This is a genomic window from Aquicoccus sp. SU-CL01552 (assembly GCF_040365005.1).
GTDB lineage: Bacteria > Pseudomonadota > Alphaproteobacteria > Rhodobacterales > Rhodobacteraceae > Antarcticimicrobium.
On sequence record NZ_BAABWV010000007.1, the window covers coordinates 55,161 to 77,904 of the forward strand.

Genomic DNA, 22,744 nt, shown 5'->3' on the forward strand with positions numbered 1-22,744 from the left:
AAGACTCGGGGGATGCGGCGTATATGCCCCTCAACAGCGGCGCGTCAGGCTCTGGCCTGGGGCACCACCGGAATCTTGTGACGGGCCGCGCGCCCGTTTTTTTGTGCTTGGACGATATGAACAACGAGTTGATAGCAAAGGCCGCGATTGACCGGCGCCTGGCCGAGATCATCACCCCCGCGATCGAGGATCTGGGGTTCGAACTGGTGCGCGTGCGGTTAATGTCCGGCAAGTCCACCACGCTGCAGGTGATGGCCGATCGGCCCAACGGCGGCATCGAGGTGGACGAATGTGCCGAGATATCGAACGCGATCAGCGCGGTTCTGGATGTCGAGGATCCGATCCTCGACGCCTATGCGCTGGAGGTGTCCAGCCCCGGCATCGACCGGCCGCTGACGCGGCTGAAGGATTTCGAGGCCTTCGAGGGTTATGAGGCCAAGCTGGAAACCACCGAGCTGATCGACGGCCGCCGCCGCTTCAAGGGCGTGCTGGCCGGGGTCGAAGGCAACGAGGTTCTGGTCAACATCGACCAGAATGGCGAAGCGGTGACGATCGGGCTGGATTTCGATTGGCTGAGCGACGCCAAGCTGGTCCTGACCGACGAGCTGATCAAGGAAATGCTGCGTCAGCGCAAGGCCGCCGGCGACCTGGACGAAGACAAATTCGACGAAATCGAGACCGAAGGGTCCGTTGAGGAGGACATGTGATGGCAATCACTTCCGCAAACCAGCTTGAGCTTTTGCAGACCGCCGAAGCGGTGGCCCGTGAAAAGATGATCGACCCGGTCCTGGTGATCGAGGCGATGGAAGAGAGCCTCTCGCGCGCGGCCAAGAGCCGTTATGGCGCCGAGATGGACATTCGCGTCTCGATCGACCGCAAGACCGGCCGTGCCACCTTTACCCGCGTTCGCACCGTGGTCGAAGACGAAGAGCTGGAAAACTACCAGGCGGAAATGACCGTCGAGCAGGCCAAGCAGTACATGGCCGACCCCGCGGTCGGTGACGAGTTCGTCGAAGAGGTGCCGCCGGTCGAGATGGGGCGGATCGCCGCCCAGTCGGCCAAGCAGGTGATCCTGCAGAAGGTGCGCGAAGCCGAGCGGGACCGCCAGTACGAGGAATTCAAGGACCGCGCCGGCACCATCATCAACGGTGTCGTCAAGCGCGAGGAATACGGCAACGTCATCGTCGACGTGGGTGCCGGCGAGGGCATCCTGCGCCGCAACGAGAAGATCGGCCGCGAAAGCTATCGCCCGAACGACCGCATCCGCTGTTTCATCAAGGACGTGCGCCGCGAACCGCGCGGGCCGCAGATCTTCCTGTCGCGCACCGCGCCGGAGTTCATGGCCGAGCTGTTCAAGATGGAAGTGCCGGAGATCTACGACAACATCATCGAGATCAAGGCCGTGGCCCGCGATCCGGGCAGCCGCGCCAAGATCGCCGTGATCTCCTATGACAACTCGATCGACCCGGTCGGCGCATGCGTCGGGATGCGCGGCAGCCGCGTTCAGGCCGTGGTGAACGAGCTTCAGGGTGAAAAGATCGACATCATCCCGTGGTCCGAGGACATGCCGACCTTCCTAGTCAACGCGCTGCAGCCGGCCGAGGTGTCGAAGGTGGTGCTGGACGAGGAAGCCGGCAAGATCGAGGTCGTGGTTCCCGAGGAGCAGCTGAGCCTGGCCATCGGCCGGCGCGGCCAGAACGTGCGGCTGGCGTCGCAGCTCACCGGGCTGGACATCGACATCATGACCGAGGAAGAGGAAAGCGCGCGCCGCCAGAAGGAATTCGAGCAGCGCACCGGCCTCTTCATGGAAACGCTGGACCTGGACGAGTTCTTTGCCCAGTTGCTGGTCTCGGAAGGGTTCACCAACCTCGAAGAGGTGGCCTATGTCGAGCAGGACGAGCTGCTGGTGATCGACGGGGTCGACGAGGGCACCGCCGAGGAGCTTCAGGCCCGGGCGCGCGATTACCTCGAGGCACAGGCCAAGGCGGCACTGGAAAACGCCCGTGCCTTGGGTGTCGAGGACAGCCTGGTTGAATTCGACGGCCTGACACCCCAGATGATCGAGGCGCTTGCCAAGGACGACGTCAAGACGCTGGAAGATTTCGCAACCTGCGCGGACTGGGAGCTGGCCGGTGGCTGGACCACCGTCGATGGCGAGCGGATCAAGGATGACGGCATTCTCGAACCTTTCGACGTGTCGCTGGAAGAGGCTCAGAACCTGGTCATGACAGCACGTATCCAGCTTGGCTGGGTTGATCCCGAGGAGCTTGCGGCAGAGGACGCCGAAGCCGAGGTGGGTGACGACGAAATCGAAGCAAGCACGGAGGCCGGGGCCTGATCCCAGGCCCCGTGGGGTTCGACATGAGTCGCGGTGGCGCCTCGAAAGACCGGCAGGACGGTCCCGAACGGAAATGCATCGCCACCGGCGAGGTGCAGCCGAAGTACGGGTTGATCCGTTTCGTGGCCGGGCCCGACGATGTGATCGTGCCCGATATCCTGGGCAAGCTGCCGGGTCGTGGCGTCTATGTAGCGGCCGATCGGGACGCCCTGCAACGGGCGGCGGACAAGAACCTGTTCGCCCGTGGACTGAAGCACAAGGTCAGGGTGCCACCGGACCTGACCGATGCCGTGGAACGGCAACTGGCCCGCCGGGTGGTCGACCTGATCAGCCTGGCGCGCAAGTCCGGCGCGGCGGTGGCGGGCTATGAAAAGGTGAAAGCCTGGCTCGACAGAGAAGATGCCGAGGTCCTGATCCAGGCGATTGACGGATCAGGACGCGGGAAATCGAAGCTCAGCACGCCGCACTTCGGCCGATACATCGGCTGGCTGACGGCGGATGAGCTGGGAATGGCCTTTGGTCGTGAAACTGTGATACATGCAGCGCTGGCCTCTGGTGGACTCGGCAAACGTGTTGTAGAGGAAGCGCAACGCTTGCGTGGAATGCGCGAAACGGACGGCGGCACCGGCCGCCGGGAAGGAAAATAAGCTTTATGAGCGATAATGACGGCAAAAAGACTTTGGGTTTGCGTAGCGGGTCCCGTCCGGGGAACGTGAAGCAGAGTTTCAGCCACGGCCGGACCAAGAACGTCGTGGTGGAAACCAAGCGCAAGCGCGTCGTCGTGCCCAAACCGGGCCCGGCCAAAGCGGCTGGTGGCGGATCTGCCAAGGCCGGCAATCCGTCGCGTCGCCCCGCAGGCATTTCCGATGCCGAGATGGAACGCCGGCTGAAGGCGCTTCAGGCAGCCAAGGCGCGCGAGGTCGACGAGGCCCGTGAGCGCGCGGAAGCGGAGCGTAAGCGCGCCGAGGATCGTGAGCGCCGTCGGGCCGAAGCCGAGGCCAAGGAGCGCGAACAGCGCGAGGCCGAGGAACGCGCCCGCCAGAAAGCCGAGGACGAGGCTCGCAAGAAGCAGGAGGCCGAAGAGGCCGCCAAGAAGGCCGCCGCCGCGCCGGCAGAACCGGCGGCAGCGCCGGGACCGGCCCGTGGCAAGCCCGCGCCGCAACAGACCCCGCGCAAGACCGATCGCGAGCAGCCCAGCCGCACCCCGCGCAAGGGCCGCGACGATGGCGGTCGCCGGTCCGGCAAGCTGACGCTGAACCAGGCGCTTTCGGGCGGTGAGGGCGGTCGGCAGCGGTCGATGGCCGCGATGAAGCGCAAGCAGGAGCGCGCCCGGCAAAAGGCCATGGGTGGCGCCGTCGAGCGTGAAAAGGTCGTCCGCGACGTGCAACTGCCCGAGACCATCGTGGTCAGCGAGCTGGCCAACCGCATGGCCGAGCGTGTCGCCGACGTGGTCAAATCGCTGATGAACATGGGCATGATGGTCACGCAGAACCAGACCATCGACGCCGATACCGCCGAGCTGATCATCGAGGAATTCGGGCACAAGGTCGTGCGCGTTTCCGATGCCGATGTCGAGGACGTGATCAAGGAGGTCGAGGACAACCCCGAGGATCTCAAGTCGCGTCCGCCGGTCATCACGATCATGGGCCACGTCGACCACGGCAAGACATCGCTTCTCGACGCGATCCGCGATACCAGCGTGACCAGCGGCGAGGCCGGCGGGATTACCCAGCACATCGGCGCCTACCAGGTGAAGACCAAGGACGGCGCAAAGCTGACCTTCCTCGACACGCCGGGCCACGCGGCCTTTACCTCGATGCGTTCCCGCGGGGCGCAGGTGACGGATATCGTCATCCTGGTGGTGGCGGCCGATGATTCGGTCATGCCGCAGACCATCGAGGCGATCCACCACTCGAAAGCGGCCGGTGTGCCGATGATCGTGGCGATCAACAAGATCGACAAGCCCGCCGCCGATCCCGACAAGGTGCGCGCCGAGCTGCTGCAGCACGAGGTGATCGTCGAGAAGATGTCCGGCGAAGTGCAGGACGTCGAGGTTTCGGCCGTGACCGGCCAGGGCCTGGACGAGCTTCTGGAAGCGGTCGCGCTGCAAGCCGAGATTCTCGAGCTGAAGGCGAACCCGGATCGCGCCGCCCAGGGTGCGGTGATCGAGGCTCAGCTTGACGTGGGCCGTGGCCCCGTCGCCACGGTTCTGGTTCAGCAGGGCACGCTGCATCAGGGCGACATCTTTGTCGTCGGCGAACAGTACGGCAAGGTCCGTGCGATGGAGAACGACCGCAGCGAACGGGTCAAGGATGCCGGCCCGTCGGTTCCGGTCGAGGTTCTGGGCCTGCACGGCACGCCCGAGGCCGGCGACGTTTTGAACGTGGTCGAAACCGAGGCGCAGGCCCGCGAGATCGCCGAGTACCGCCACGAACAGGCCAAGGAAAAGCGTGCTGCGGCTGGTGCGGCGACCACTCTTGAACAGCTCATGCAGAAGGCCAAGGATGACGAGAACGTCGCCGAGCTGCCGGTTCTGGTGAAGGCCGACGTGCAGGGTTCTGCCGAGGCGATCGTCCAGGCGCTGGAAAAGGTCGGCAACGATGAGGTGCGCGTGCGCGTGCTGCACTCGGGTGTCGGTGCCATCACCGAGACCGATATCGGCCTGGCCGAAGCCTCGGGCGCGCCCGTGATCGGCTTCAACGTCCGCGCCAATGCTCCGGCCCGCAACGCGGCCAACCAGAAGGGCGTCGAGATCCGCTACTACTCGGTGATCTATGACTTGGTGGATGACGTGAAGGCGGCGGCCTCCGGCCTGCTGTCGGCCGAGGTGCGCGAGAAGTTCATCGGCTATGCCGAGATCAAGGAAGTGTTCAAGGTCACCGGTGTCGGCAAGGTTGCCGGTTGTCTGGTCACCGAGGGTGTCGCCCGCCGCAGTGCAGGTGTGCGTCTGCTGCGCGACAACGTGGTGATCCACGAGGGCACGCTGAAGACGCTGAAGCGCTTCAAGGACGAGGTGGCCGAGGTTCAGTCCGGGCAGGAATGCGGGATGGCCTTCGAGAACTACGACGATATCCGCCCCGCCGACGTGATCGAGATTTTCGAGCGCGAGGAAGTGACCCGCACGCTGGAGTGATTCGGGTTGCGGACCGGATCAGGAAAAAGAAAGGGGACCGCACGTCAGCGCGGTCCCCTTTTTCGTGACTGGAAGCGTATGCCGATTAGGCGGCGGTCTTGACTGGCTTGCCTTGGTAAACCTTCTGGCCAACTCGAACTGCGATCCGGCCACCCGGCAATGACCGAACGAAAACACCTTGTACCGAAACACAGCTTCCTACTGTGATGGTCCGAAGCATGTCAGTTCCTCCTCAAGCGATTGCGCTGCCCTCATGATACACCATAAATACCGAATGCACCTACTCACAAAACGATCATATATTGTGCAACAACCTGTCATAATCTACAAAATACATGCATTCAGGTCCCCCTGACGCAATTTTTGTCGTTGTGGTTGGGGGCCGCCCTGTTCGCACAGGCGCCTATAGCCAGTCGCGAAGAATCGGAATCAGAGGCAGATCCGCCGGTGGCATCGGGTAATCGCGCAGGTCGCGCGCCCGCACCCATTTGAGGGTTTGCCCCTCGCGCGCGCGCGGTTGGCCGTTCCATTTTCGGCAGGCGAACAGCGGCATCAGCAGGTGGAAATCCCCGTATCCGTGGCTGGCAAAGGTCAGCGGCGCCAGGCAGGAGGCCCATGTGTCGATGCCAAGTTCCTCCTCGAGTTCGCGAATCAGCGCCGCCTCGGGGGTTTCGCCGGGCTCGACCTTGCCGCCGGGAAACTCCCACAGGCCAGCCATCGACTTGCCCTTGGGCCGTTGCGCCAGCAGCACCCGACCGTCGACGTCGATCAGGGCAACGGCAGAGACCAGAAGTGTTTTCACGACCGGTAATCCGCGTTGATCTCGATATAGCCGTGGGTCAGATCACAGGTCCAGACGGTGGCCTGTCCCTTGCCCAAGCCGAGGTCGACCGCGATCACCAGCTCCTGCCTCTTCATGTAGGCCGCCGCATCGTCTTCCCGGTAGTCGGGAGAGACCCAGCCGTTTTCCGCCACCAGGATATCGCCGAACCGGATGGTCAGCAGGTCACGGTCGGCGGCGGCGCCGGATTTTCCAATAGCCATCACCACCCGGCCCCAGTTGGGATCCTCGCCGGCGATGGCGGTCTTGACCAGCGGCGAGTTCGCGATGGACAGGCCGTGAACCTTCGCATCGGCATCACTGGCGGCGCCCGTCACGCGGACCTCGACGAACTTGGTCGCCCCCTCGCCATCGCGAACGACCTGTTGCGCGAGATCCAGCATCACGCCGCGCAACGCGTTTTCGAACGCGGTGTTTCCGGTGGCGTCCACGCCCGCCGCGCCCGTTGCACAGAGCATCAGGCTGTCCGAGGTGGAGGTATCGCTGTCGACGGTGATGCAGTTGAACGTGGTATCGGTGTGTTTCGACAACAGTGCCTGAAGCGCGGCCTGCTCATAGGCGGCATCGGTGAAGATGTAGACCAGCATCGTTGCCATGTCCGGTGCAATCATGCCCGAGCCCTTGGCGATGCCGGCAATGTTCACCGGGGTGCCGTCGATCTCCAGCGTGGCGCAGGCGCCCTTGGCAAAGGTGTCGGTGGTCATGATCGCTCGCGCGGCGGGTTCGATGGCCTCGGCGCTGAGCGCCGCGTTCAGATCGTCCAGCTTGGCAAGGATTCGGTCATGCGGCAGCGGTTCTCCGATCACGCCGGTCGAGGCGGTAAAGACCCGCTCGGGTGCCACCCCGGTGGCCTTGGCCACGGCGGCGGTGATGGCAGAGACCGAGGCCTGACCGTAATGTCCTGTAAAGGCGTTGGAATTTCCGGAATTGACCAGGATCGCCGCCGGCCCGTCAGCGGCCCCGCCCAGCTTGGACTGGCAATCCAGAACCGGGGCCGAGCGGGTGGCCGAGCGGGTGAAGGCCCCGGCCACCGCGGTGCCCGGTTGCAGGACCGCCAACATGACGTCGTCACGCCCCTGATAGCGTACCCCGGCCGCCCCGGCGGCAAAACGTACGCCGCCGATCTGCGGCAAGGTCGGGAAGCCGGCGGGCGCGAGCGGTGAAACCTGGTCTATCTTGGCCAATGCTCAGTTCTCCAGAAGGTCCGGGTTTGCGATCACGCCGGGCTCCAGTCCCTCGATCTCGGGGCGCTCGACCGTGGCCGCGGCCACCAGCGAGTCAACGTGGTCCGCGACGGCCTTCTGGCGCAGCTCACCGGCCAGTTCCTCGCGCACGTCGTCGAATGCCGGCGGCTCCTTGAGGCGCGAGTCATTCAGCACGATCACATGCCAGCCGAACTGGGTCTGGACCGGGGCGGACACCTGGCCCGGTTCCAGCGCCATGACCGCTTCTTCGAAGGCGGGCACCATCATGCCCTTTTCGAACCAGCCCAGGTCGCCGCCGTTGGGGCCGGAGGGGCCGGTCGATTTCTCTTTGGCCAGCGCGGCGAAATCGGCGCCTCCGTCCAGTTCGGCCTTGATCGCCTTGGCCTCCTCCTCGGTTTCGACAAGGATATGGGCGGCATTGTACTCGCGCGCTTCGTAACCCTCGCCATAGGCGGCATCATAGGCGGCTTTGAGATCCGCGTCGCTGGCGGCCCCGGCCATGATCTTTTCGATCTCTTCGCCGGCCAGCAATTGGCGCCGTTCGTTCTCAAGCGACAGCGCGACCCGTTGCGGAACATCGTCGCCAAAGGCCTGTTGCAGCGCGCTTTGCTGGATCAGCTGTTCGACGATGGCGTCATAGAGGACCTCGGGCGGAAGCTGCTGGTACTGTTGCGGCAGCGTCGCGCGGGCAATGGCCACGTGGCCCAGCTTGATTTCCTGGCCGTTGACACGGGCGACAACCGTCTCGGCGGTGGGCTGTTCGGCATGGGCCGGGAGCGCCAACGCGGCGGCAAGCGCCAGTGCGGGCAGGAAAGTGAGACCTTTGGGCATTGATTCATCCTATCATTGAACCGCGACCGGGCGCGGCGTTGACACCGTTTCAACCGCCCCTTACATCGCCTTAAGGCCGATGTCAGGACCGTCTTTCCCCCCGTATCTATGGGTTGTGCGCAGGGCGGACAAGCCTGACAAAACCACGAAGAGTCAGAGCCGCTGGAGAAGACATGCTGGGTATCGGAACACTCGCCAAAAAGGTTTTCGGCACGCCGAATGACCGAAAGATCAAGGCGACACGCCCGCTGGTCGAGAAAATCAACGCACTGGAGCCCGAGTTCGAGGCCCTCAGCGACCAGGGGCTCAAGGATAAGACAGAGGAATTGCGCAAGCGCGCGCAGGAGGGCGAGAGCCTGGATGACCTGCTGCCCGAGGCCTTTGCCAACGTGCGCGAGGGCGCCCGGCGGGCGTTGGGCCTGCGCGCCTTTGACACCCAGTTGATGGGCGGAATCTTCCTGCACCAGGGCAATATCTCGGAGATGAAGACCGGCGAGGGCAAGACGCTGGTCGCCACCTTCCCTGCCTATCTCAACGCACTGGTGGGCAAGGGTGTGCATGTCGTCACGGTCAACGACTACCTGGCCAAGCGGGACTCCGAATGGATGGGCAAGGTCTATGAGGTCCTGGGCATGCGGGCCGACGTGATCTGGTCCGGCATGGGGGCGCAGGACAAGATCCGCGCCTATGAAGCCGACGTGACCTATGGCACCAACAACGAGTTCGGCTTTGACTATCTGCGCGACAACATGAAGTCGGAGCTCAAGGATCTGTTCCAGAAGCATCACTTCTACGCGATCGTGGACGAGGTCGACAGTATCCTGATCGACGAGGCGCGCACGCCGCTGATCATCTCGGGGCCCGCCGACGACCGGTCCGAATTGTACTCCACCATCGACGCGATCATCCCGCTGCTGTCGGACGAGCACTTCGAGCTGGATGAAAAGACCCGCGGCGTGACCTTTACCGAAGAGGGCAACGAGTTCCTGGAACAGCAGTTGCACGCTCGCGGTCTGCTGGAAGAGGGCCAGACCCTTTATGACCCGGAAAGCACCACCATCGTGCACCATGTCAACCAGGGCCTGCGCGCACACAAGGTGTTCCACAAGGACAAGGACTATATCGTGCGCGACGGCGACGTGGTCCTGATCGACGAGTTCACCGGCCGGATGATGGCGGGACGCCGCCTGTCCGAGGGGCTGCACCAGGCCATCGAGGCCAAGGAACACGTCGAGATCCAGCCCGAGAACGTGACGTTGGCCAGCGTGACCTTCCAGAACTTCTTCCGGCTGTACGACAAGCTTGCCGGGATGACCGGCACCGCCATCACCGAGGCCGAGGAATTCGCCGAGATCTATGGTCTTGGCGTGGTCGAGGTGCCCACCAACCGCCCGATCGCCCGGATCGACGAAGACGACCAAGTGTTCCGTACCACGGCCGAGAAATACAAGGCGATCATCGAAGCGATCGGCGAGGCCCACGAAAAAGGCCAGCCCGTTCTGGTCGGCACCACCTCGATCGAGAAATCCGAGGTGCTGTCGAAGATGCTCGAACAGGCCGGGATCAAGCACAATGTGCTGAACGCCCGCCAGCACGAGCGCGAGGCCGAGATCGTCGCCGACGCCGGTCGGCTGGGCGCGGTGACCATCGCCACCAACATGGCCGGACGCGGCACCGACATCCAGCTTGGCGGCAACATCGACATGAAGGTGATGGCCGCGCTGGAGCAGAACCCGGATGCCGACCCGGCCGAGCTGCGCGCCTCTGAAGAAGCCAAGCACGCCGCGGAAAAGCAAAAGGTGATCGAGGCCGGCGGGTTGTTCGTGATCGCCTCCGAGCGCCACGAAAGCCGCCGGATTGACAACCAGCTGCGCGGCCGTTCCGGCCGTCAGGGTGACCCGGGCCGCACGGTGTTCTATCTCAGCCTCGAAGATGACCTGATGCGCATCTTCGGCTCCGAGCGTCTGGACAAGGTGCTCAAGACGCTGGGCCTGAAAGAGGGCGAGGCCATCGTGCACCCCTGGGTCAACAAGTCGCTCGAACGGGCCCAGGCCAAGGTCGAGGGCCGCAACTTCGACATGCGCAAGAACATCCTCAAGTTCGACGACGTGATGAACGATCAGCGCAAGGTGATCTTTTCCCAGCGGCGCGAGATCATGGCCGCCGACGATCTGTCGGACATCGCGGGTGACATGCGCCACCAGGTGATCGACGACCTGATCGACGCCCACATGCCGCCGAAGACCTATGCCGACCAGTGGGACACCGAGGGGCTTTATGCCCAGGTGCTGGAAAAGCTGGGCCTCGACGTGCCGGTGATGGAATGGGCCGCCGAAGAGGGGGTCGACGACGAGGAGATCCGCGAACGCCTGATCAAGGCGAGCGACGAGATGATGGCGAAAAAGGCGGTCGACTTCGGCGCCGAGAACATGCGCCAGATCGAAAAGCAGGTCCTGTTGCAGACCATCGACACCAAGTGGCGCGAACATCTGGTGACGCTGGAACACCTGCGGTCGGTCATCGGGTTCCGGGGCTATGCCCAACGCGATCCGCTGAACGAATACAAGACCGAGAGCTTCCAGCTGTTCGAGGGGATGCTCGACGGGCTGCGTGAAACCGTGACCCAGCAGTTGGCCCACGTGCGTCCGCTGACCTCCGAGGAGCAGAACCAGATGCTGGCGCAGATGGCCGCGCAGGAGGCCCAGCTTCAGAAGCAGGCCGACGTCGCCGAGGCCGAGGTCACCGGCGAGGCCGCCGCCACCCCGGAGGGCGCCGCCCCCGGGTTCGTCGAGGATGACCCAAGCACCTGGGGCAATCCGGGCCGGAACGAGAAATGCCCCTGCGGCAGCGGCAAGAAATTCAAGCATTGTCACGGGCGCCTGAGCTGACCCGCGACACGAAGTTGCCAGAATGACTCCCACCCGCGGCCACATCATGGCCGCGTTTCAAGGGCACATCTGACGTGACCTGAATGGTGACGGAGGGTGTGATGTCCAGATTGCGTATGATTGGCCTGGCCGGCGGAACCGTGGCCTGTGCGCTGGGCATCGGCCACGTGATGCAGAGCACGCAGCCGGTCCCGGTCCCCGCGCCCGCCCCGGTCGCGGCCCAGGATACACCGGCCGCCCCGACGCCCGAGGGCGGACCCCAGCTGTCGCCGCGCCCCGGTGCCCTGCGCACCGCCGAGATCTCGCCACTGGACATCGAGAAGATCGCGCTGACCGCCGCGCCCGCAGTGCCGGACCCGGCGCCGGCTGCCGCGCTGCCGGCAACCCCGAAGGATCCCGAGGTGCCCAGCCTGGGCTGCGCCGTGACCGCCCTGGCAACGCCCGGCCCGATGGCGACGGTGGATCTCGCGGTTTCGGCGCCTTGCCTTGGAAATTCCCGGCTGGTGGTGCACCACAACGGCATGACCTTTACCGCCATCACCGATGAGGATGGCGCCCTTGACGTCACCGTGCCGGCACTGGCCGAGCGGGCGGTGTTCATTGCCGCCTTCGACAACGGAGAGGGCGCCGTCGCCACCACCCATGTGCCGGATATCGCGGATTTCGACCGGATCGTCCTGCAATGGCAGGGCAAGGCGGGGTTCCAGATCCACGCGCTCGAATTCGGGGCCAGCTATGGCGAGCCGGGCCACGTCTGGTCGGGGGCTGATCCGAAGGCGGCCGGCGATCGTACCACCGGAACCGTCGTGCGTTTGGGGACAGATGATGCCCTCTCGCCGCTTCTGGCCGAGGTTTATACCTTTCCGGCGGCCGCTGCCGACCGCAGCGGCGACATCGCCCTGAGCGTCGAGGCCGAGGTGAACGCCGACAATTGCGGACGCGACATTTCCGCCCAGTTGCTCGAGCGCAAGGGTACTGATCGCATGCAGACCCGCGCGCTTGACCTGACGGTGCCCGGATGCACCGCGGTTGGTGATTTTCTGGTGTTGAATAATCTGCTCGATGACCTGAAGATCGCTGCCAAGTAATTCGCGGTCAAATCAAGGTTTCACATGAGCTGGTTTCGTGCGGCGGCAATCGCCGCACTCATTCTTTTTTCGCATTGCCGTCCACTACTGGCCCAGGATGTCACGCTGACCTCGCCCGACGGCGCGGTCGAGATCTCCGGCACCCTGCTGGGGTTCGATGGCGAGTTTTATCGTGTCGATACCAAGTTCGGCGAACTCACGGTGGATGGTTCGGGCGTGTCCTGCGACGGGCCGGGATGCCCCAGCCTGACCGATTACGTGGCCGAGCTGTCGCTGTCGGGGTCATCGACCATGGCCGAGGTGCTGTTGCCGGCTTTGGTCGAGGGGTTTGCCCTGCGCAACGGATGGCGCGCGTCCCGCGAAACCCTGGACGGAACCCATTTCCGCTATGGCCTGCTGCGCCCGGAGAGCGGCAAGCCGATGGCCTATTTCACCTTTCGCGTCAGCACCACCGACGAGGGTTTTGCCGACCTGCTGGCCAACGAGGCCGATGTCGTCATGGCCATGCGCGAGATCCGCAAGGAGGAACGCCGTCGCGCCTTCGAGGCCGGTATGGGTGATATGACCGATGGCAACCGCAGCCGCGTTCTGGCGCTGGATGCGATGGTGCCGGTGGTGGCGCCGGGCAATCCGCTGCGCCGCATCTCGACGCCCGAGCTGGCCCGGATCTTTGCCGGCGAGATTGCCAACTGGTCAGAGCTGGGCGGGCCCGACGCGCCGATCGACCTGCATCTGCCCGCCGCCGGCTCGGGGTTGGCGCAGGCGGTGGAGGACCGTCTGTTGCGGCCGGCAAAGCTGGCGCTGACCGAGCAGGTTCAGCGCCACGCGCGCAGCAGTGACCTGGCCCGCGCGGTTAGTGCCGACCCCTTTGCCATCGGCATCGCCAGTTTTTCCGAAACCGGCGCGGCGCGGGCGCTGACGCTGACTGGAAGCTGCGGCTTTTCGCTTGCTGCCAGCCGGCGCACAATCAAGACCGAGGATTACCCGCTGACCGCACCGATGTTCCTCTATCTTCCGGCGCGGCGGCTGCCCAAGGTCGCGCGGGAATTCCTGCTCTACGTACAAAGCCCGGCGGCGCAGATCGTGATCCGGCGCGCGGGGTTCGTCGACCAGGCGCCCGAGCGCATCGGTGTCAACGTCCAGGGCGATCGGCTGGCCAACGCCATCGCGACCGCCGGGGAAGAGATCCCGCTGGACGAGTTGCAGCGTATGATCGGGACGCTGGGGCCGTTGGCGCGGCTGTCGACATCCTTCCGGTTCGAGACCGGATCGACCCGGCCCGACGCGCAATCGCGTGCCAATATCGCCCAGCTTGCCCGCGCCATCGAGATCGGAACCTATGATTCGAGCACGCTGCTGTTCGTCGGCTTCAGTGATGGACAGGGACCGGCGGCGGGGAACAAGCGGATTGCCACGCGTCGGGCCGAGGCGGTGCGCGACGCGGTGCGCCAAGCGCTGCAGACCCCGGACGAGCCGCGCGTCGACATGGCGGTGGAGGCCTTTGGCGAGGCCTTGCCGATGGCCTGCGACGACAGCGATTGGGGCCGCCAGGTGAACCGGCGGGTCGAGGTCTGGGTCAGATAGTCGAGAGATAGCCCTCGGCCCGAAAGCTGGTTTCGCGCGACTTGCCGACGATCAGGTGGTCGTGCAGGGTGATTCCCAGCGCGCCACAGGCCCTGTCGATCTGCTCGGTCATGCGGATGTCGGCGTCCGACGGGCTGGGATCGCCCGACGGGTGATTGTGCACCAGGATCAGGGCCGAGGCGTTCAGCTCCAGAGCCCGTTTGGCCACTTCGCGTGGGTAGACGGGAACATGATCGACGGTGCCGCGCCCCTGCTCCTCATCCGCGATCAGCGTGTTCTTGGTGTCCAGGTAAAGCACGCGGAACTGCTCGGTATCCCGGTGGGCCATCGTGGTCCGGCAATAGTCCAGAACCGCGTCCCAGCTTGAAATCACGTGGCGTTTCAGGACCCTGGCGCGCGCCATTCGGTGGGCGGCGGCCTCGACGATCTTCAGGTCGGCGATCACCGCCGGGCCGATCCCGCTGACCTTTCCCAACCGTTCTGGCGCGGCAGCCAGAACCCGGTTGAAATCACCGAACTGATCCAGCAGGGCGCGCGCCAGCGGCTTGACATCGCGGCGCGGGATCGACCGGAACAGCAGCAACTCCAACAACTCGTAATCGGGCATCGCGGTGGCGCCGCCGGTCATGAAGCGGTCGCGCAACCGTTGCCGGTGATCGCGGATATAGGAGGGCAGTCGCCCCGAGGGCAACGGCAGTTCCGGTGCCTCGTCCGGGGTGAAGAGGGCGCCGGAGGCGTCGTCGAAGGCGTGCCGATCAGTCATCGGAAAACCATGCCGGGGTCCGGTAAACGCCGGGTTAACGCCGCTCGCCATGGCTGTCATTCTCGCGAAAGCGGGAATCCTGCAACTCTCGCGCCTATCCAGGGAGGTCCCCGCTTTCGCGGGGATGACAGGGAGAGTGGTGATCAATGGGGACGGCTGGACAAGGAAAAAGGCGCCTCGAGAGGCGCCTTTTTGAAATGGTCGGGGCTTCGTCCGTTCGCGCCTGAAAGGCTCCACCGGAGCCTTTCCGAGGCGGCGCTCACCCCTTCATGCTGTCCCAGAAGGATTTGACCGAGGAGAAGAAAGTCTTGCTCTCGGGGTTGTTGTCCTCGCTCAACGCGTCGAACTCCTTCAGGATTTCCTTCTGGCGACTGGTCAGGTTCACCGGGGTTTCCACCGCCAGTTCGATGAACATGTCGCCATGCCCGCCGCCTCGGAGTGGTGGCATCCCCTTGCCGCGCAGGCGCATCTGCCGGCCCGACTGGCTGCCCGCCGGGATCTGGACCCGGCCGCGTCCGCCGTCGATGGTCGGAACCTCGATGGCGCCGCCCAGCGCCGCCGTCGACATGCTGACCGGAACCCGGCAATAGAGGTTGACCCCGTCGCGCTCGAACAGCTCATGCGGCGCGACCTCGACGAAGATATAGAGGTCGCCCTGCGGACCACCCCGCATCCCTGCCTCGCCCTCGCCGGCAAGGCGGATGCGGGTGCCGGTTTCCACGCCGGCGGGAATGTTCACGCTCAGCGCGCGGTCCTTCTCGACCCGGCCCGCGCCGCCGCAGGCCTTGCAGGGGTTCTTGATGATCTGGCCCATGCCCGAGCAGGTCGGACAGGTGCGCTCGACGGTAAAGAAGCCCTGTTGCGCGCGGACCTTGCCCATACCGGAGCAGGTCGGGCAGGTGGTGGGCTCGACCCCGCCCTCGGCACCGGTGCCTTCGCAGGCCGAACAGGCCACCGAGGTGGGCACGTTGATGGTCTTGTGAATGCCGGAGTAGGCCTCTTCCAGGGTCACCCGCAGGTTATAGCGCAGGTCGGAGCCGCGCGTCGCGCGCTGCCGGCCACGCTGGCCGCCCATGAAATCGCCGAAGAGATCGTCGAACACGTCGGAGAACGCGCTGGAAAAATCGCCACCGCCGCCACCGAAACCACCGGGGCGCTGTCCGCCGCCCATGCCACCCTCGAAGGCCGCATGGCCGAAGCGGTCATAGGCCGCCTTCTTCTCGGCGTCCTTCAGAACCTCATAGGCCTCGTTGGCCTCCTTGAACTGCGCCTCGGCCTCCGGGTTGTCGGAGTTGCGGTCGGGGTGCAGTTCCTTGGCCTTCTTGCGATAGGCTTTCTTGATCTCGTCGGCCGATGCGCCCTTGGACACGCCCAGAACGTCGTAATAATCACGCTTTGACATCGGTCATTTTCCTTTTGCCGGAACGAAAGCGGGCCGGTCCGGAGACCGGCCCGGCCCGCCTTGACCCGGTGTTACACCTCAGGAACGCTTGCTGTCGTCCAGGTCCTCGAACTCGGCGTCGACGATGTCATCCTCGGCCGGACCGGCATCTGCCGCGCTCGGCTCTTCGCCGGCCTCTTCCTGGCTGGCCTTGTAGATGGCTTCGCCCAGCTTCATCGCGGCCTCGGTCACGTTCTGCAGGCCCGACTTGATCTTGTCGGCGGTGATATCCTCCTTTTCCAGATCGTCCCTGAGCGCGGCAACGGCCAGTTCGATCGCCTCGACGGTCGTCGGGTCGACCTTGTCGCCATGCTCCTCGACCGATTTCTCGGTCGAATGGATCAGGCTTTCGGCCTGGTTCTTGGCTTCGATCAGTTCGCGGCGGGCCTTGTCGGCCTCGGCGTTCTCCTCGGCGTCCTTGACCATCTTGTCGATGTCGGCGTCCGAAAGGCCGCCCGATGCCTGGATGGTGATCTTCTGTTCCTTGCCGGTGCCCTTGTCCTTGGCGCTGACCGACACGATGCCGTTGGCGTCGATGTCGAAGGTCACCTCGATCTGCGGCATGCCGCGCGGTGCCGGCGGGATGTCCTCGAGGTTGAACTGGCCGAGCATCTTGTTGTCGGCAGCCATTTCCCGTTCACCTTGGAACACGCGAATGGTCACCGCGCCCTGGTTGTCCTCGGCGGTCGAGAAGACCTGGGATTTCTTGGTCGGGATCGTGGTGTTGCGGTCGATCAGGCGGGTGAACACGCCACCCAGCGTCTCGATCCCCAGGCTCAGCGGGGTCACGTCGAGCAGAACCACGTCCTTGACGTCGCCCTGCAGCACGCCGGCCTGAATGGCGGCGCCCATGGCCACGACCTCATCGGGGTTCACACCCTTGTGCGGCTCCTTACCAAAGAACTTGGTCACCTCTTCGAAGACCTTGGGCATCCGGGTCTGACCGCCGACCAGAACCACTTCGTCCACGTCCGAGGCCGACAGGCCGGCATCCTTCAACGCCGCCTGGCAGGGCTTGAGCGAGGCCTTGATCAGGTCGCCGACCAGGCTTTCCAGCTTGGCGCGGGTCAGTTTCATGACCATGTGCAGCGGCGAGCCATCCTTGCCCATCGAGATGAACGGCTGGTTGATCTCGGTCTGCGACGAGCTCGACAGCTCGATCTTGGCCTTTTCGGCGGCTTCCTTCAGCCGTTGCAGCGCCATCTTGTCCTTCGTCAGGTCGACGCCATGCTCTTTCTTGAACTGTTCGGCCAGGTAGGTGACGATCCGCATGTCGAAGTCTTCGCCGCCAAGGAAGGTGTCGCCGTTGGTCGACTTTACCTCGAACAGCCCGTCGTCGATCTCGAGGATGGTCACGTCGAAGGTACCACCGCCAAGGTCATAGACCGCGATGGTGTGGCTTTCTTCCTTGTCGAGGCCATAGGCCAGCGCGGCGGCGGTCGGTTCGTTGATGATCCGCAGCACCTCGAGCCCGGCGATCTTGCCGGCGTCCTTGGTGGCCTGACGCTGGGCGTCGTTGAAATAGGCCGGAACGGTGATGACGGCCTGCGTCACCTCTTCGCCGAGATAGCTTTCGGCGGTCTCTTTCATCTTGCCCAGGATAAAGGCCGAGATCTGCGACGGGGAATACTTGTCGCTCTTGGCTTCGACCCAAGCGTCGCCGTTGCCGCCATCAATGACGTTGAACGGCATGTTTTTCTTGTCCTTGGCCAGATCCGCGTCGTCGACCCGACGGCCGATCAGGCGCTTGACGCCAAAGATGGTGTTTTCGGGGTTGGTGACGGCCTGGCGTTTCGCCGGCTGGCCGACCAGCCGCTCGTCGTCGGTAAAGGCGACGATCGAGGGGGTCGTGCGTGCCCCTTCCGCGTTCTCGATAACCTTGGGTTGCGCGCCGTCCATGATGGCGACACAGCTGTTGGTGGTCCCCAGGTCGATCCCGATAACTTTGCTCATGCGTTTCGATCCCTTTTTATGTTCAAGGCGATTACCCGAGACCCGAACCCGTTATGGCGTCCCGGCCCCGATGATGTGGCACGGCGGTGGTCCACCGTGCGTCCCGGCGTATATAGGGAGCGGTAAATGCCCCTGCAACCGTCCTTGACGGCCGGCGGTCACGAATTTGTGAGTGTGTTTCGTGGCGATCCCGGGGGCCTGGCATGACAAGGGAGCGGTTTGATGACGCGGTTGACGATCCGCGATTTCGTGATCGAGAAGTCCTATCTTGACCCGCCGGCCCAGGCCGCGCTGATCGCGGCGTTGCGCCCGGTGCTCAAGGCGGCGCCGCCCTTTACCCCCGAAACTCCTACGGGACGCAAGATGTCGGTGCGGATGACCTCGGCCGGGCGGCTTGGCTGGATCTCGGACCGCAAGGGATATCGCTATGCGCCGCAGCACCCCGGCGGCGTCGACTGGCCGCCGATCCCGGATGAGATCCTCGAGATCTGGCGCCAGGTGACGGGGCTGGGGCGCGAGCCCGATTGCTGCCTGATCAACTATTACGGCGAGGGCGCGCGCATGGGCCTGCACCAGGACAAGGACGAAGCCGATTTCTCCTTTCCCGTGGTCTCGGTCAGCCTGGGCGACGACGGGCTTTTCCGTATCGGCAACCCCACCCGGGGCGGCCGGACCGAAACGGTCTGGCTGAACTCGGGCGACGTGGTGGTCATGGGCGGTCCGGCGCGGCTGACCTATCACGGGGTGGACCGGATCCGGTTCAAATCCTCGCGCCTGCTGCCAAGGGGCGGGCGGCTGAACCTGACGATGCGGGTGGTGACCTGAACCGGCCTAGCGCCGCGCGCTCCAACTCAGCGAGGCATGCCGACGGGTATAGAATTCGCCCATCAACCCGATCATCACCAGAACGATGCCCAGCCAGAGCGCGTAGTGCCAGTTGCTGTTCATCGGGTTGTAGTTGATGAAGACGAAACCGCGCGCCTGGTCGATGGTATGAAACAGCGGGTTCCAGACAAAGATCGGCAGCATGAAGCCCGGCAGCGTGTTGGCCAGGAACATCTTGCCCGAGGCGATCATGTTGGCGCGCCGATAGATGGTCGAGATCACGCTGACCGCGGTGGGGAACCAGGGCCGCACCGCGAGCAGGACCATTCCCACCGCGCAGCCGGTGAACCACGACAGCAGCAACATGCCAAAGGCCTGGATCGGCTGGTAGATGGTGATCGGCGTGATGACGACATGGTACATGAACAGGATCACGACCATCGTCAGCACCTGGATATAAAGCGATCCGACCGCTGCGGCGGTGATGGTGATCGCCGTATTCAACGGTGCGTGCTGCATCATAGGGTGGTTCGGCCCCTCGGATTGCACGAGCGCGCCCACCGCCTTGGTGTGGCACATGTAGAGGAAGATACCGGACATCACGTACAGCAGGAAATCCCCGCGCACCGCCGATTTCCGAAGCCCGAGCACCGAGAACATCACGTAGAACGCCAGAACGAAGACCACCACCTGCAACATGTTCTTGCCGATGGCGATGAAGGCGTTGTTGTGCGATGCCCGTACGTTGCGCACGACCGAGTGAAAGATCAATTCGAGGATCGTGACCGCGCCGGACAATTTCGACCGTTGAGTGCGAAGTTGAAACATTCAATCCTGCCCTTGTGACTCGGTTCCGTTATGTCACGGATGCCTTGCCGTTCAGTTGTATCCACAGCATAACTGACGCCATAATTAGCAGTAATACGGCGCAAAAATGGAGCCATTTTGTGGAATATGATGCCTTAATTCCCGTCATCCGCCAACTCGCGATCGAGGCGGGGACCAAAATCATGCAGATTTACAACGCTGACGACTTCCACGTGAAGGTCAAATCCGACGACAGCCCGGTGACCGAGGCGGACGAAGCGGCGGATGCGCTGATCTCGGCCGGGCTGCGCGCGGCCTTTCCCGACATGATGCTGGTGACCGAGGAACAGGCCGCCTCGCACGGGCTGACCGGAGAGACCTTCCTGATCGTGGACCCGCTGGACGGGACCAAGGAATTCATCAACCGCCGTGGCGACTTCACCGTCAACATCGCGCTGGTGGAAAACGGTGTGCCGACGCGCGGCGTGGTCTATGCGCCGGCCCGGGAGCGGATGTTCTTCACCCTGGCCGATGGCAGCTCGGTCGAGGAGACTGGCCCCTTCGATCCCGCAAAGATGGGCGCGGTCACGCCGATCCGGGTCGCCGAGTGCGACAACGACGCCCTGATGGTGGTGGCCTCGAAATCGCACCGCGACCAAGCCACCGACGATTACATCAACAAGTACAAGGTGAAGGACAGCAAGAGCGCGGGCTCGTCGCTGAAATTCTGCCTCGTCGCCACCGGTGAGGCCGACCTCTACCCGCGTGTCGGTCGCACCATGGAATGGGATACCGCCGCCGGTCACGCGGTGCTGCTGGGCGCGGGGGGCAAGGTGGTGCGGTTTGATGATCACACGCCGCTGACCTACGGCAAGGAAGGCTATGCCAACCCGTTCTTCATCGCCTACGCGCCGGGCGTCGACCTCAAGGAGGCATGATGCCGGTCCTGGTCGCGATCCCGGCGCGCTTCGCATCGTCCCGCTATCCGGGCAAGCCGCTGGTGGCGCTGAAAGGCGCCACCGGTGAGGCGAAAAGCCTGGTCCAGCGCAGCTGGGAGGCGGCCTGCGCCGTGCAGGGCGTCGACCGGGTGGTCGTGGCCACCGACGACGACCGCATTCGCGTCGCCGCCGAGGGGTTCGGCGCCGAGGTGGTGATGACCTCCGAGTCCTGTGCCAACGGCACCGAACGCTGCGCCGAGGTGCTCGACGCGCTGGGCGGGGAATACGACATCGTGGTCAACCTGCAGGGCGATGCGCCGCTGACCCCTGCCTGGTTCGTCGAGGAGCTGGTTGCCGGGCTGCGGGCCGATCCGATGGCCGAGGTGGCCACCCCGGTGCTGCGCTGTGACGGTCGGGCGCTGAACGGGTTTCTCGACGACCGCAAGGCGGGCCGCGTCGGCGGCACCACGGCGGTGTTCACCCAGGAGAACCATGCGCTCTATTTCTCCAAGGAGGTGATCCCCTACACCCCGGCCCGCTATCCCGATGACGCGGTGGAAACGCCGGTGTTCCACCACGTCGGCGTCTATGCCTATCGCCCCTCGGCGCTGGGCGCCTACCCGCGTTGGCCAGCCGGTCCCCTGGAACAGTTGGAGGGGCTGGAACAGCTCCGCTTCATCGAGCACGGCCACCGCATCCTCTGCGTCGAGGTCGAGGCGCGCGGGCGGCAGTTCTGGGAATTGAACAACCCCGAGGACGTCGCCCGGATCGAGGCCATGATGGCGGAGATGGGGGTGGCATGACCGCCGGGCTGACGGTCTCTGTCGTGATCGTCAGCCGCGACCGCGCGCCTGCGCTGCGTCGCTGTCTGCTCGGGGTGTCGCAGCTGCGCCACGTTCCGTACGAGGTGGTGGTGGTCGCCGATGCCGCCGGGCGCGCTGCGTTGCGCGAGATGCCGTTCGTGGCGCATGTGAAACAGGTCGCCTTCGACGCGGCCAACATCTCTGCCGCGCGCAATGCCGGGATTGCGGCGGCGGCGGGCGAGGTCATTGCCTTCATCGACGATGACGCGGTGCCCGAACCCACCTGGCTCAGCTATCTGGCGGCGGCCTTCGCCGATCCGGCGGTGGCGGCGGCGGGGGGATACGTGCGCGGGCGCAACGGCATCTCGTTCCAGTCGCGGGCGGCGATGGTCGATGGAGCGGGGCGGGAGGTCCCGCTGGATCTTGCCCCCGATGGCATCACCCTGCTGACCGCGCGCGCCGGTCGGGCGATCAAGACTGAGGGCACCAACATGGCCTTTCGCCGGTCGGTCCTGGCCGATCTTGGCGGATTCGATCCGCGCTATCGCTTCTTTCTCGACGAGACCGACCTGAACCTGCGCCTGGCCGAGCGGGGGGCGGTGACCGCTCTTGTGCCCTTGGCGCAGGTGCACCACGGCTTTGCCGAAAGCCCCCGGCGCCGCGCCGACCGGGTGCCGCGTGACCTGCACGAGATCGGCGCGAGCTGGGCGGTGTTCCTGGCCCGCCATTGCCCGCAGGCGCGGCGCGGTGCGGTCTGGGCCGAAATCCGGGCCGCCGAGCGTCGCCGCGCCCTGCGCCACATGGTGGCCGGGCGGCTGGAACCGCGCGACGTTACCCGCCTGCTGGCCGGGCTGCACGCCGGCTTCGACGACGGGCGGGTGCGGCAACCCCTGCCGCTGCCGACGCTGCCCGGACCTCGGGACCCGTTCCGCCCGGTGCCGGTGCGGACCGATGCGCGCGCGGTCCTGCTGGCGGGCCGTGTCTGGTCGCGGCGGCGGCTGCGCGCGGCGGCACGGGCAGAGCTGGCCGCCGGCAACAGTGCAACCCTGTTCCGGTTTTCGCCCTCTGCGCTTTATCATCGGGTCACCTTCACCAAGGACGGGATCTGGGAACATACAGGCGGACTCTTTGGAAAAAGCGACCGCAACCAGCCGGCCATTCGGTTCTGGTCCTTTGCCGACCGGGTCCGCGACGAGGTCGCGCGGGTGCGCCGAGTGCGGGGATTCGAGGCTGGAATGGGCATCAAACAGCCTTGATGCGAAAAAAACGGGCATTTGGTGGAAAATCAACCCAAAGGCCATGTTCC

The 22,744-nt window shown here is 64.7% G+C and carries 18 protein-coding genes; 11 read left to right on the forward strand and 7 right to left on the reverse strand.

Annotated elements, in window-relative coordinates:
- The first annotated feature begins 116 nt into the window (after positions 1–116).
- The 4 genes from rimP to infB are packed head-to-tail and all read left to right on the forward strand — an operon-like array spanning position 117 to position 5,471.
- Entirely contained in the window at positions 117–707 is a 591-nt protein-coding gene (rimP, locus tag ABWV23_RS09830; protein WP_353347277.1) for a ribosome maturation factor RimP, read from the forward strand.
- On the forward strand, positions 707–2,338 hold the full coding sequence (gene nusA / locus ABWV23_RS09835) for a transcription termination factor NusA (RefSeq protein WP_353347278.1): 1,632 nt from the start codon (positions 707–709) through the stop codon (positions 2,336–2,338). Before rimP ends, nusA begins: the two co-directional genes overlap by 1 nt.
- Positions 2,339–2,361: 23 nt before the next feature.
- Positions 2,362–2,985, forward strand: a complete 624-nt coding sequence (locus tag ABWV23_RS09840; protein WP_353347279.1) for an RNA-binding protein — start codon at positions 2,362–2,364, stop codon at positions 2,983–2,985.
- A 5-nt stretch (positions 2,986–2,990) separates the two neighbouring features.
- Positions 2,991–5,471 (forward strand): translation initiation factor IF-2, encoded by a 2,481-nt coding sequence (gene infB, locus ABWV23_RS09845; protein ID WP_353347280.1) that lies wholly within the window; start codon positions 2,991–2,993, stop codon positions 5,469–5,471.
- 403 nt (positions 5,472–5,874) lie between these two features.
- Here the strand turns inward: infB and mutT are convergent, their stop codons facing one another.
- The 3 genes from mutT to ABWV23_RS09860 are packed head-to-tail and all read right to left on the reverse strand — an operon-like array spanning position 5,875 to position 8,348.
- Complete coding sequence (gene mutT, locus ABWV23_RS09850) at positions 5,875–6,273, reverse strand: 8-oxo-dGTP diphosphatase MutT (protein WP_353347281.1); 399 nt, start codon at positions 6,271–6,273, stop codon at positions 5,875–5,877.
- Positions 6,270–7,496 carry a bifunctional glutamate N-acetyltransferase/amino-acid acetyltransferase ArgJ gene (gene argJ / locus ABWV23_RS09855; protein ID WP_353347282.1) on the reverse strand — a complete coding sequence of 409 codons (1,227 nt, stop codon included), beginning with the start codon at positions 7,494–7,496 and terminating at the stop codon, positions 6,270–6,272. Before argJ ends, mutT begins: the two co-directional genes overlap by 4 nt.
- Before the next feature lie 3 nt (positions 7,497–7,499).
- A complete protein-coding gene (locus ABWV23_RS09860; protein ID WP_353347283.1) occupies positions 7,500–8,348 on the reverse strand; it encodes a peptidylprolyl isomerase in 849 nt (282 codons plus the stop codon).
- Between the two features lie 173 nt (positions 8,349–8,521).
- Between ABWV23_RS09860 and secA the strand changes: the two genes are divergently transcribed.
- The 3 genes from secA to ABWV23_RS09875 all read left to right on the forward strand — a co-directional run bounded on the left by secA (position 8,522) and on the right by ABWV23_RS09875 (position 13,908).
- Positions 8,522–11,236, forward strand: coding sequence for a preprotein translocase subunit SecA (secA, locus tag ABWV23_RS09865; protein ID WP_353347284.1), 2,715 nt, complete (start codon positions 8,522–8,524; stop codon positions 11,234–11,236).
- A 101-nt stretch (positions 11,237–11,337) separates the two neighbouring features.
- Positions 11,338–12,324 carry a hypothetical protein gene (locus ABWV23_RS09870; RefSeq protein WP_353347285.1) on the forward strand — a complete coding sequence of 329 codons (987 nt, stop codon included), beginning with the start codon at positions 11,338–11,340 and terminating at the stop codon, positions 12,322–12,324.
- 24 nt (positions 12,325–12,348) lie between these two features.
- Positions 12,349–13,908: a phosphate ABC transporter substrate-binding/OmpA family protein gene (locus ABWV23_RS09875; RefSeq protein ID WP_353347286.1), complete on the forward strand. Its 1,560-nt coding sequence runs from the start codon at positions 12,349–12,351 to the stop codon at positions 13,906–13,908.
- On the opposite strand, the gene radC is transcribed toward ABWV23_RS09875, so the two are convergent.
- From radC to dnaK, 3 genes are all read right to left on the reverse strand, one after another.
- Positions 13,901–14,671 (reverse strand): RadC family protein, encoded by a 771-nt coding sequence (gene radC, locus ABWV23_RS09880; RefSeq protein WP_353347287.1) that lies wholly within the window; start codon positions 14,669–14,671, stop codon positions 13,901–13,903. The genes ABWV23_RS09875 and radC overlap by 8 nt on opposite strands.
- Before the next feature lie 259 nt (positions 14,672–14,930).
- Positions 14,931–16,073 (reverse strand): molecular chaperone DnaJ, encoded by a 1,143-nt coding sequence (gene dnaJ / locus ABWV23_RS09885; RefSeq protein WP_353347288.1) that lies wholly within the window; start codon positions 16,071–16,073, stop codon positions 14,931–14,933.
- Between the two features lie 78 nt (positions 16,074–16,151).
- A complete protein-coding gene (gene dnaK / locus ABWV23_RS09890; RefSeq protein ID WP_353347289.1) occupies positions 16,152–18,065 on the reverse strand; it encodes a molecular chaperone DnaK in 1,914 nt (637 codons plus the stop codon).
- 222 nt (positions 18,066–18,287) lie between these two features.
- Here dnaK and ABWV23_RS09895 point away from each other — a divergent pair, with 222 nt between their 5' ends.
- Positions 18,288–18,890: an alpha-ketoglutarate-dependent dioxygenase AlkB family protein gene (locus ABWV23_RS09895; protein WP_353347290.1), complete on the forward strand. Its 603-nt coding sequence runs from the start codon at positions 18,288–18,290 to the stop codon at positions 18,888–18,890.
- Positions 18,891–18,896: 6 nt separating this feature from the next.
- On the opposite strand, the gene ABWV23_RS09900 is transcribed toward ABWV23_RS09895, so the two are convergent.
- A complete protein-coding gene (locus ABWV23_RS09900) occupies positions 18,897–19,718 on the reverse strand; it encodes an ABC transporter permease (RefSeq protein WP_353347291.1) in 822 nt (273 codons plus the stop codon).
- Between the two features lie 119 nt (positions 19,719–19,837).
- Here ABWV23_RS09900 and cysQ point away from each other — a divergent pair, with 119 nt between their 5' ends.
- Genes cysQ through ABWV23_RS09915 form a run of 3 tightly spaced genes read left to right on the forward strand, consistent with a single transcriptional unit; the run spans position 19,838 to position 22,694 of the window.
- Entirely contained in the window at positions 19,838–20,635 is a 798-nt protein-coding gene (gene cysQ / locus ABWV23_RS09905; RefSeq protein WP_353347292.1) for a 3'(2'),5'-bisphosphate nucleotidase CysQ, read from the forward strand.
- Entirely contained in the window at positions 20,635–21,438 is an 804-nt protein-coding gene (locus tag ABWV23_RS09910) for a 3-deoxy-manno-octulosonate cytidylyltransferase (protein WP_353347293.1), read from the forward strand. Before cysQ ends, ABWV23_RS09910 begins: the two co-directional genes overlap by 1 nt.
- Positions 21,435–22,694 carry a glycosyltransferase family 2 protein gene (locus ABWV23_RS09915; protein WP_353347294.1) on the forward strand — a complete coding sequence of 420 codons (1,260 nt, stop codon included), beginning with the start codon at positions 21,435–21,437 and terminating at the stop codon, positions 22,692–22,694. The genes ABWV23_RS09910 and ABWV23_RS09915 overlap by 4 nt, the downstream gene beginning before the upstream one ends.
- Positions 22,695–22,744: the final 50 nt, after the last annotated feature.

Coding starts and splice junctions, on each gene's coding strand:
- rimP (WP_353347277.1), top strand. CDS start 117: ATGAACAACGAGTTGATAGCAAAGGCCGCGATTGACCGGCGCCTGGCC.
- nusA (WP_353347278.1), top strand. CDS start 707: ATGGCAATCACTTCCGCAAACCAGCTTGAGCTTTTGCAGACCGCCGAA.
- ABWV23_RS09840 (WP_353347279.1), top strand. CDS start 2,362: ATGAGTCGCGGTGGCGCCTCGAAAGACCGGCAGGACGGTCCCGAACGG.
- infB (WP_353347280.1), top strand. CDS start 2,991: ATGAGCGATAATGACGGCAAAAAGACTTTGGGTTTGCGTAGCGGGTCC.
- ABWV23_RS09860 (WP_353347283.1), bottom strand. CDS start 8,348: ATGCCCAAAGGTCTCACTTTCCTGCCCGCACTGGCGCTTGCCGCCGCG.
- secA (WP_353347284.1), top strand. CDS start 8,522: ATGCTGGGTATCGGAACACTCGCCAAAAAGGTTTTCGGCACGCCGAAT.
- ABWV23_RS09870 (WP_353347285.1), top strand. CDS start 11,338: ATGTCCAGATTGCGTATGATTGGCCTGGCCGGCGGAACCGTGGCCTGT.
- ABWV23_RS09875 (WP_353347286.1), top strand. CDS start 12,349: ATGAGCTGGTTTCGTGCGGCGGCAATCGCCGCACTCATTCTTTTTTCG.
- radC (WP_353347287.1), bottom strand. CDS start 14,671: ATGACTGATCGGCACGCCTTCGACGACGCCTCCGGCGCCCTCTTCACC.
- dnaJ (WP_353347288.1), bottom strand. CDS start 16,073: ATGTCAAAGCGTGATTATTACGACGTTCTGGGCGTGTCCAAGGGCGCA.
- dnaK (WP_353347289.1), bottom strand. CDS start 18,065: ATGAGCAAAGTTATCGGGATCGACCTGGGGACCACCAACAGCTGTGTC.
- ABWV23_RS09895 (WP_353347290.1), top strand. CDS start 18,288: ATGACGCGGTTGACGATCCGCGATTTCGTGATCGAGAAGTCCTATCTT.
- ABWV23_RS09900 (WP_353347291.1), bottom strand. CDS start 19,718: ATGTTTCAACTTCGCACTCAACGGTCGAAATTGTCCGGCGCGGTCACG.
- ABWV23_RS09910 (WP_353347293.1), top strand. CDS start 20,635: ATGCCGGTCCTGGTCGCGATCCCGGCGCGCTTCGCATCGTCCCGCTAT.
- ABWV23_RS09915 (WP_353347294.1), top strand. CDS start 21,435: ATGACCGCCGGGCTGACGGTCTCTGTCGTGATCGTCAGCCGCGACCGC.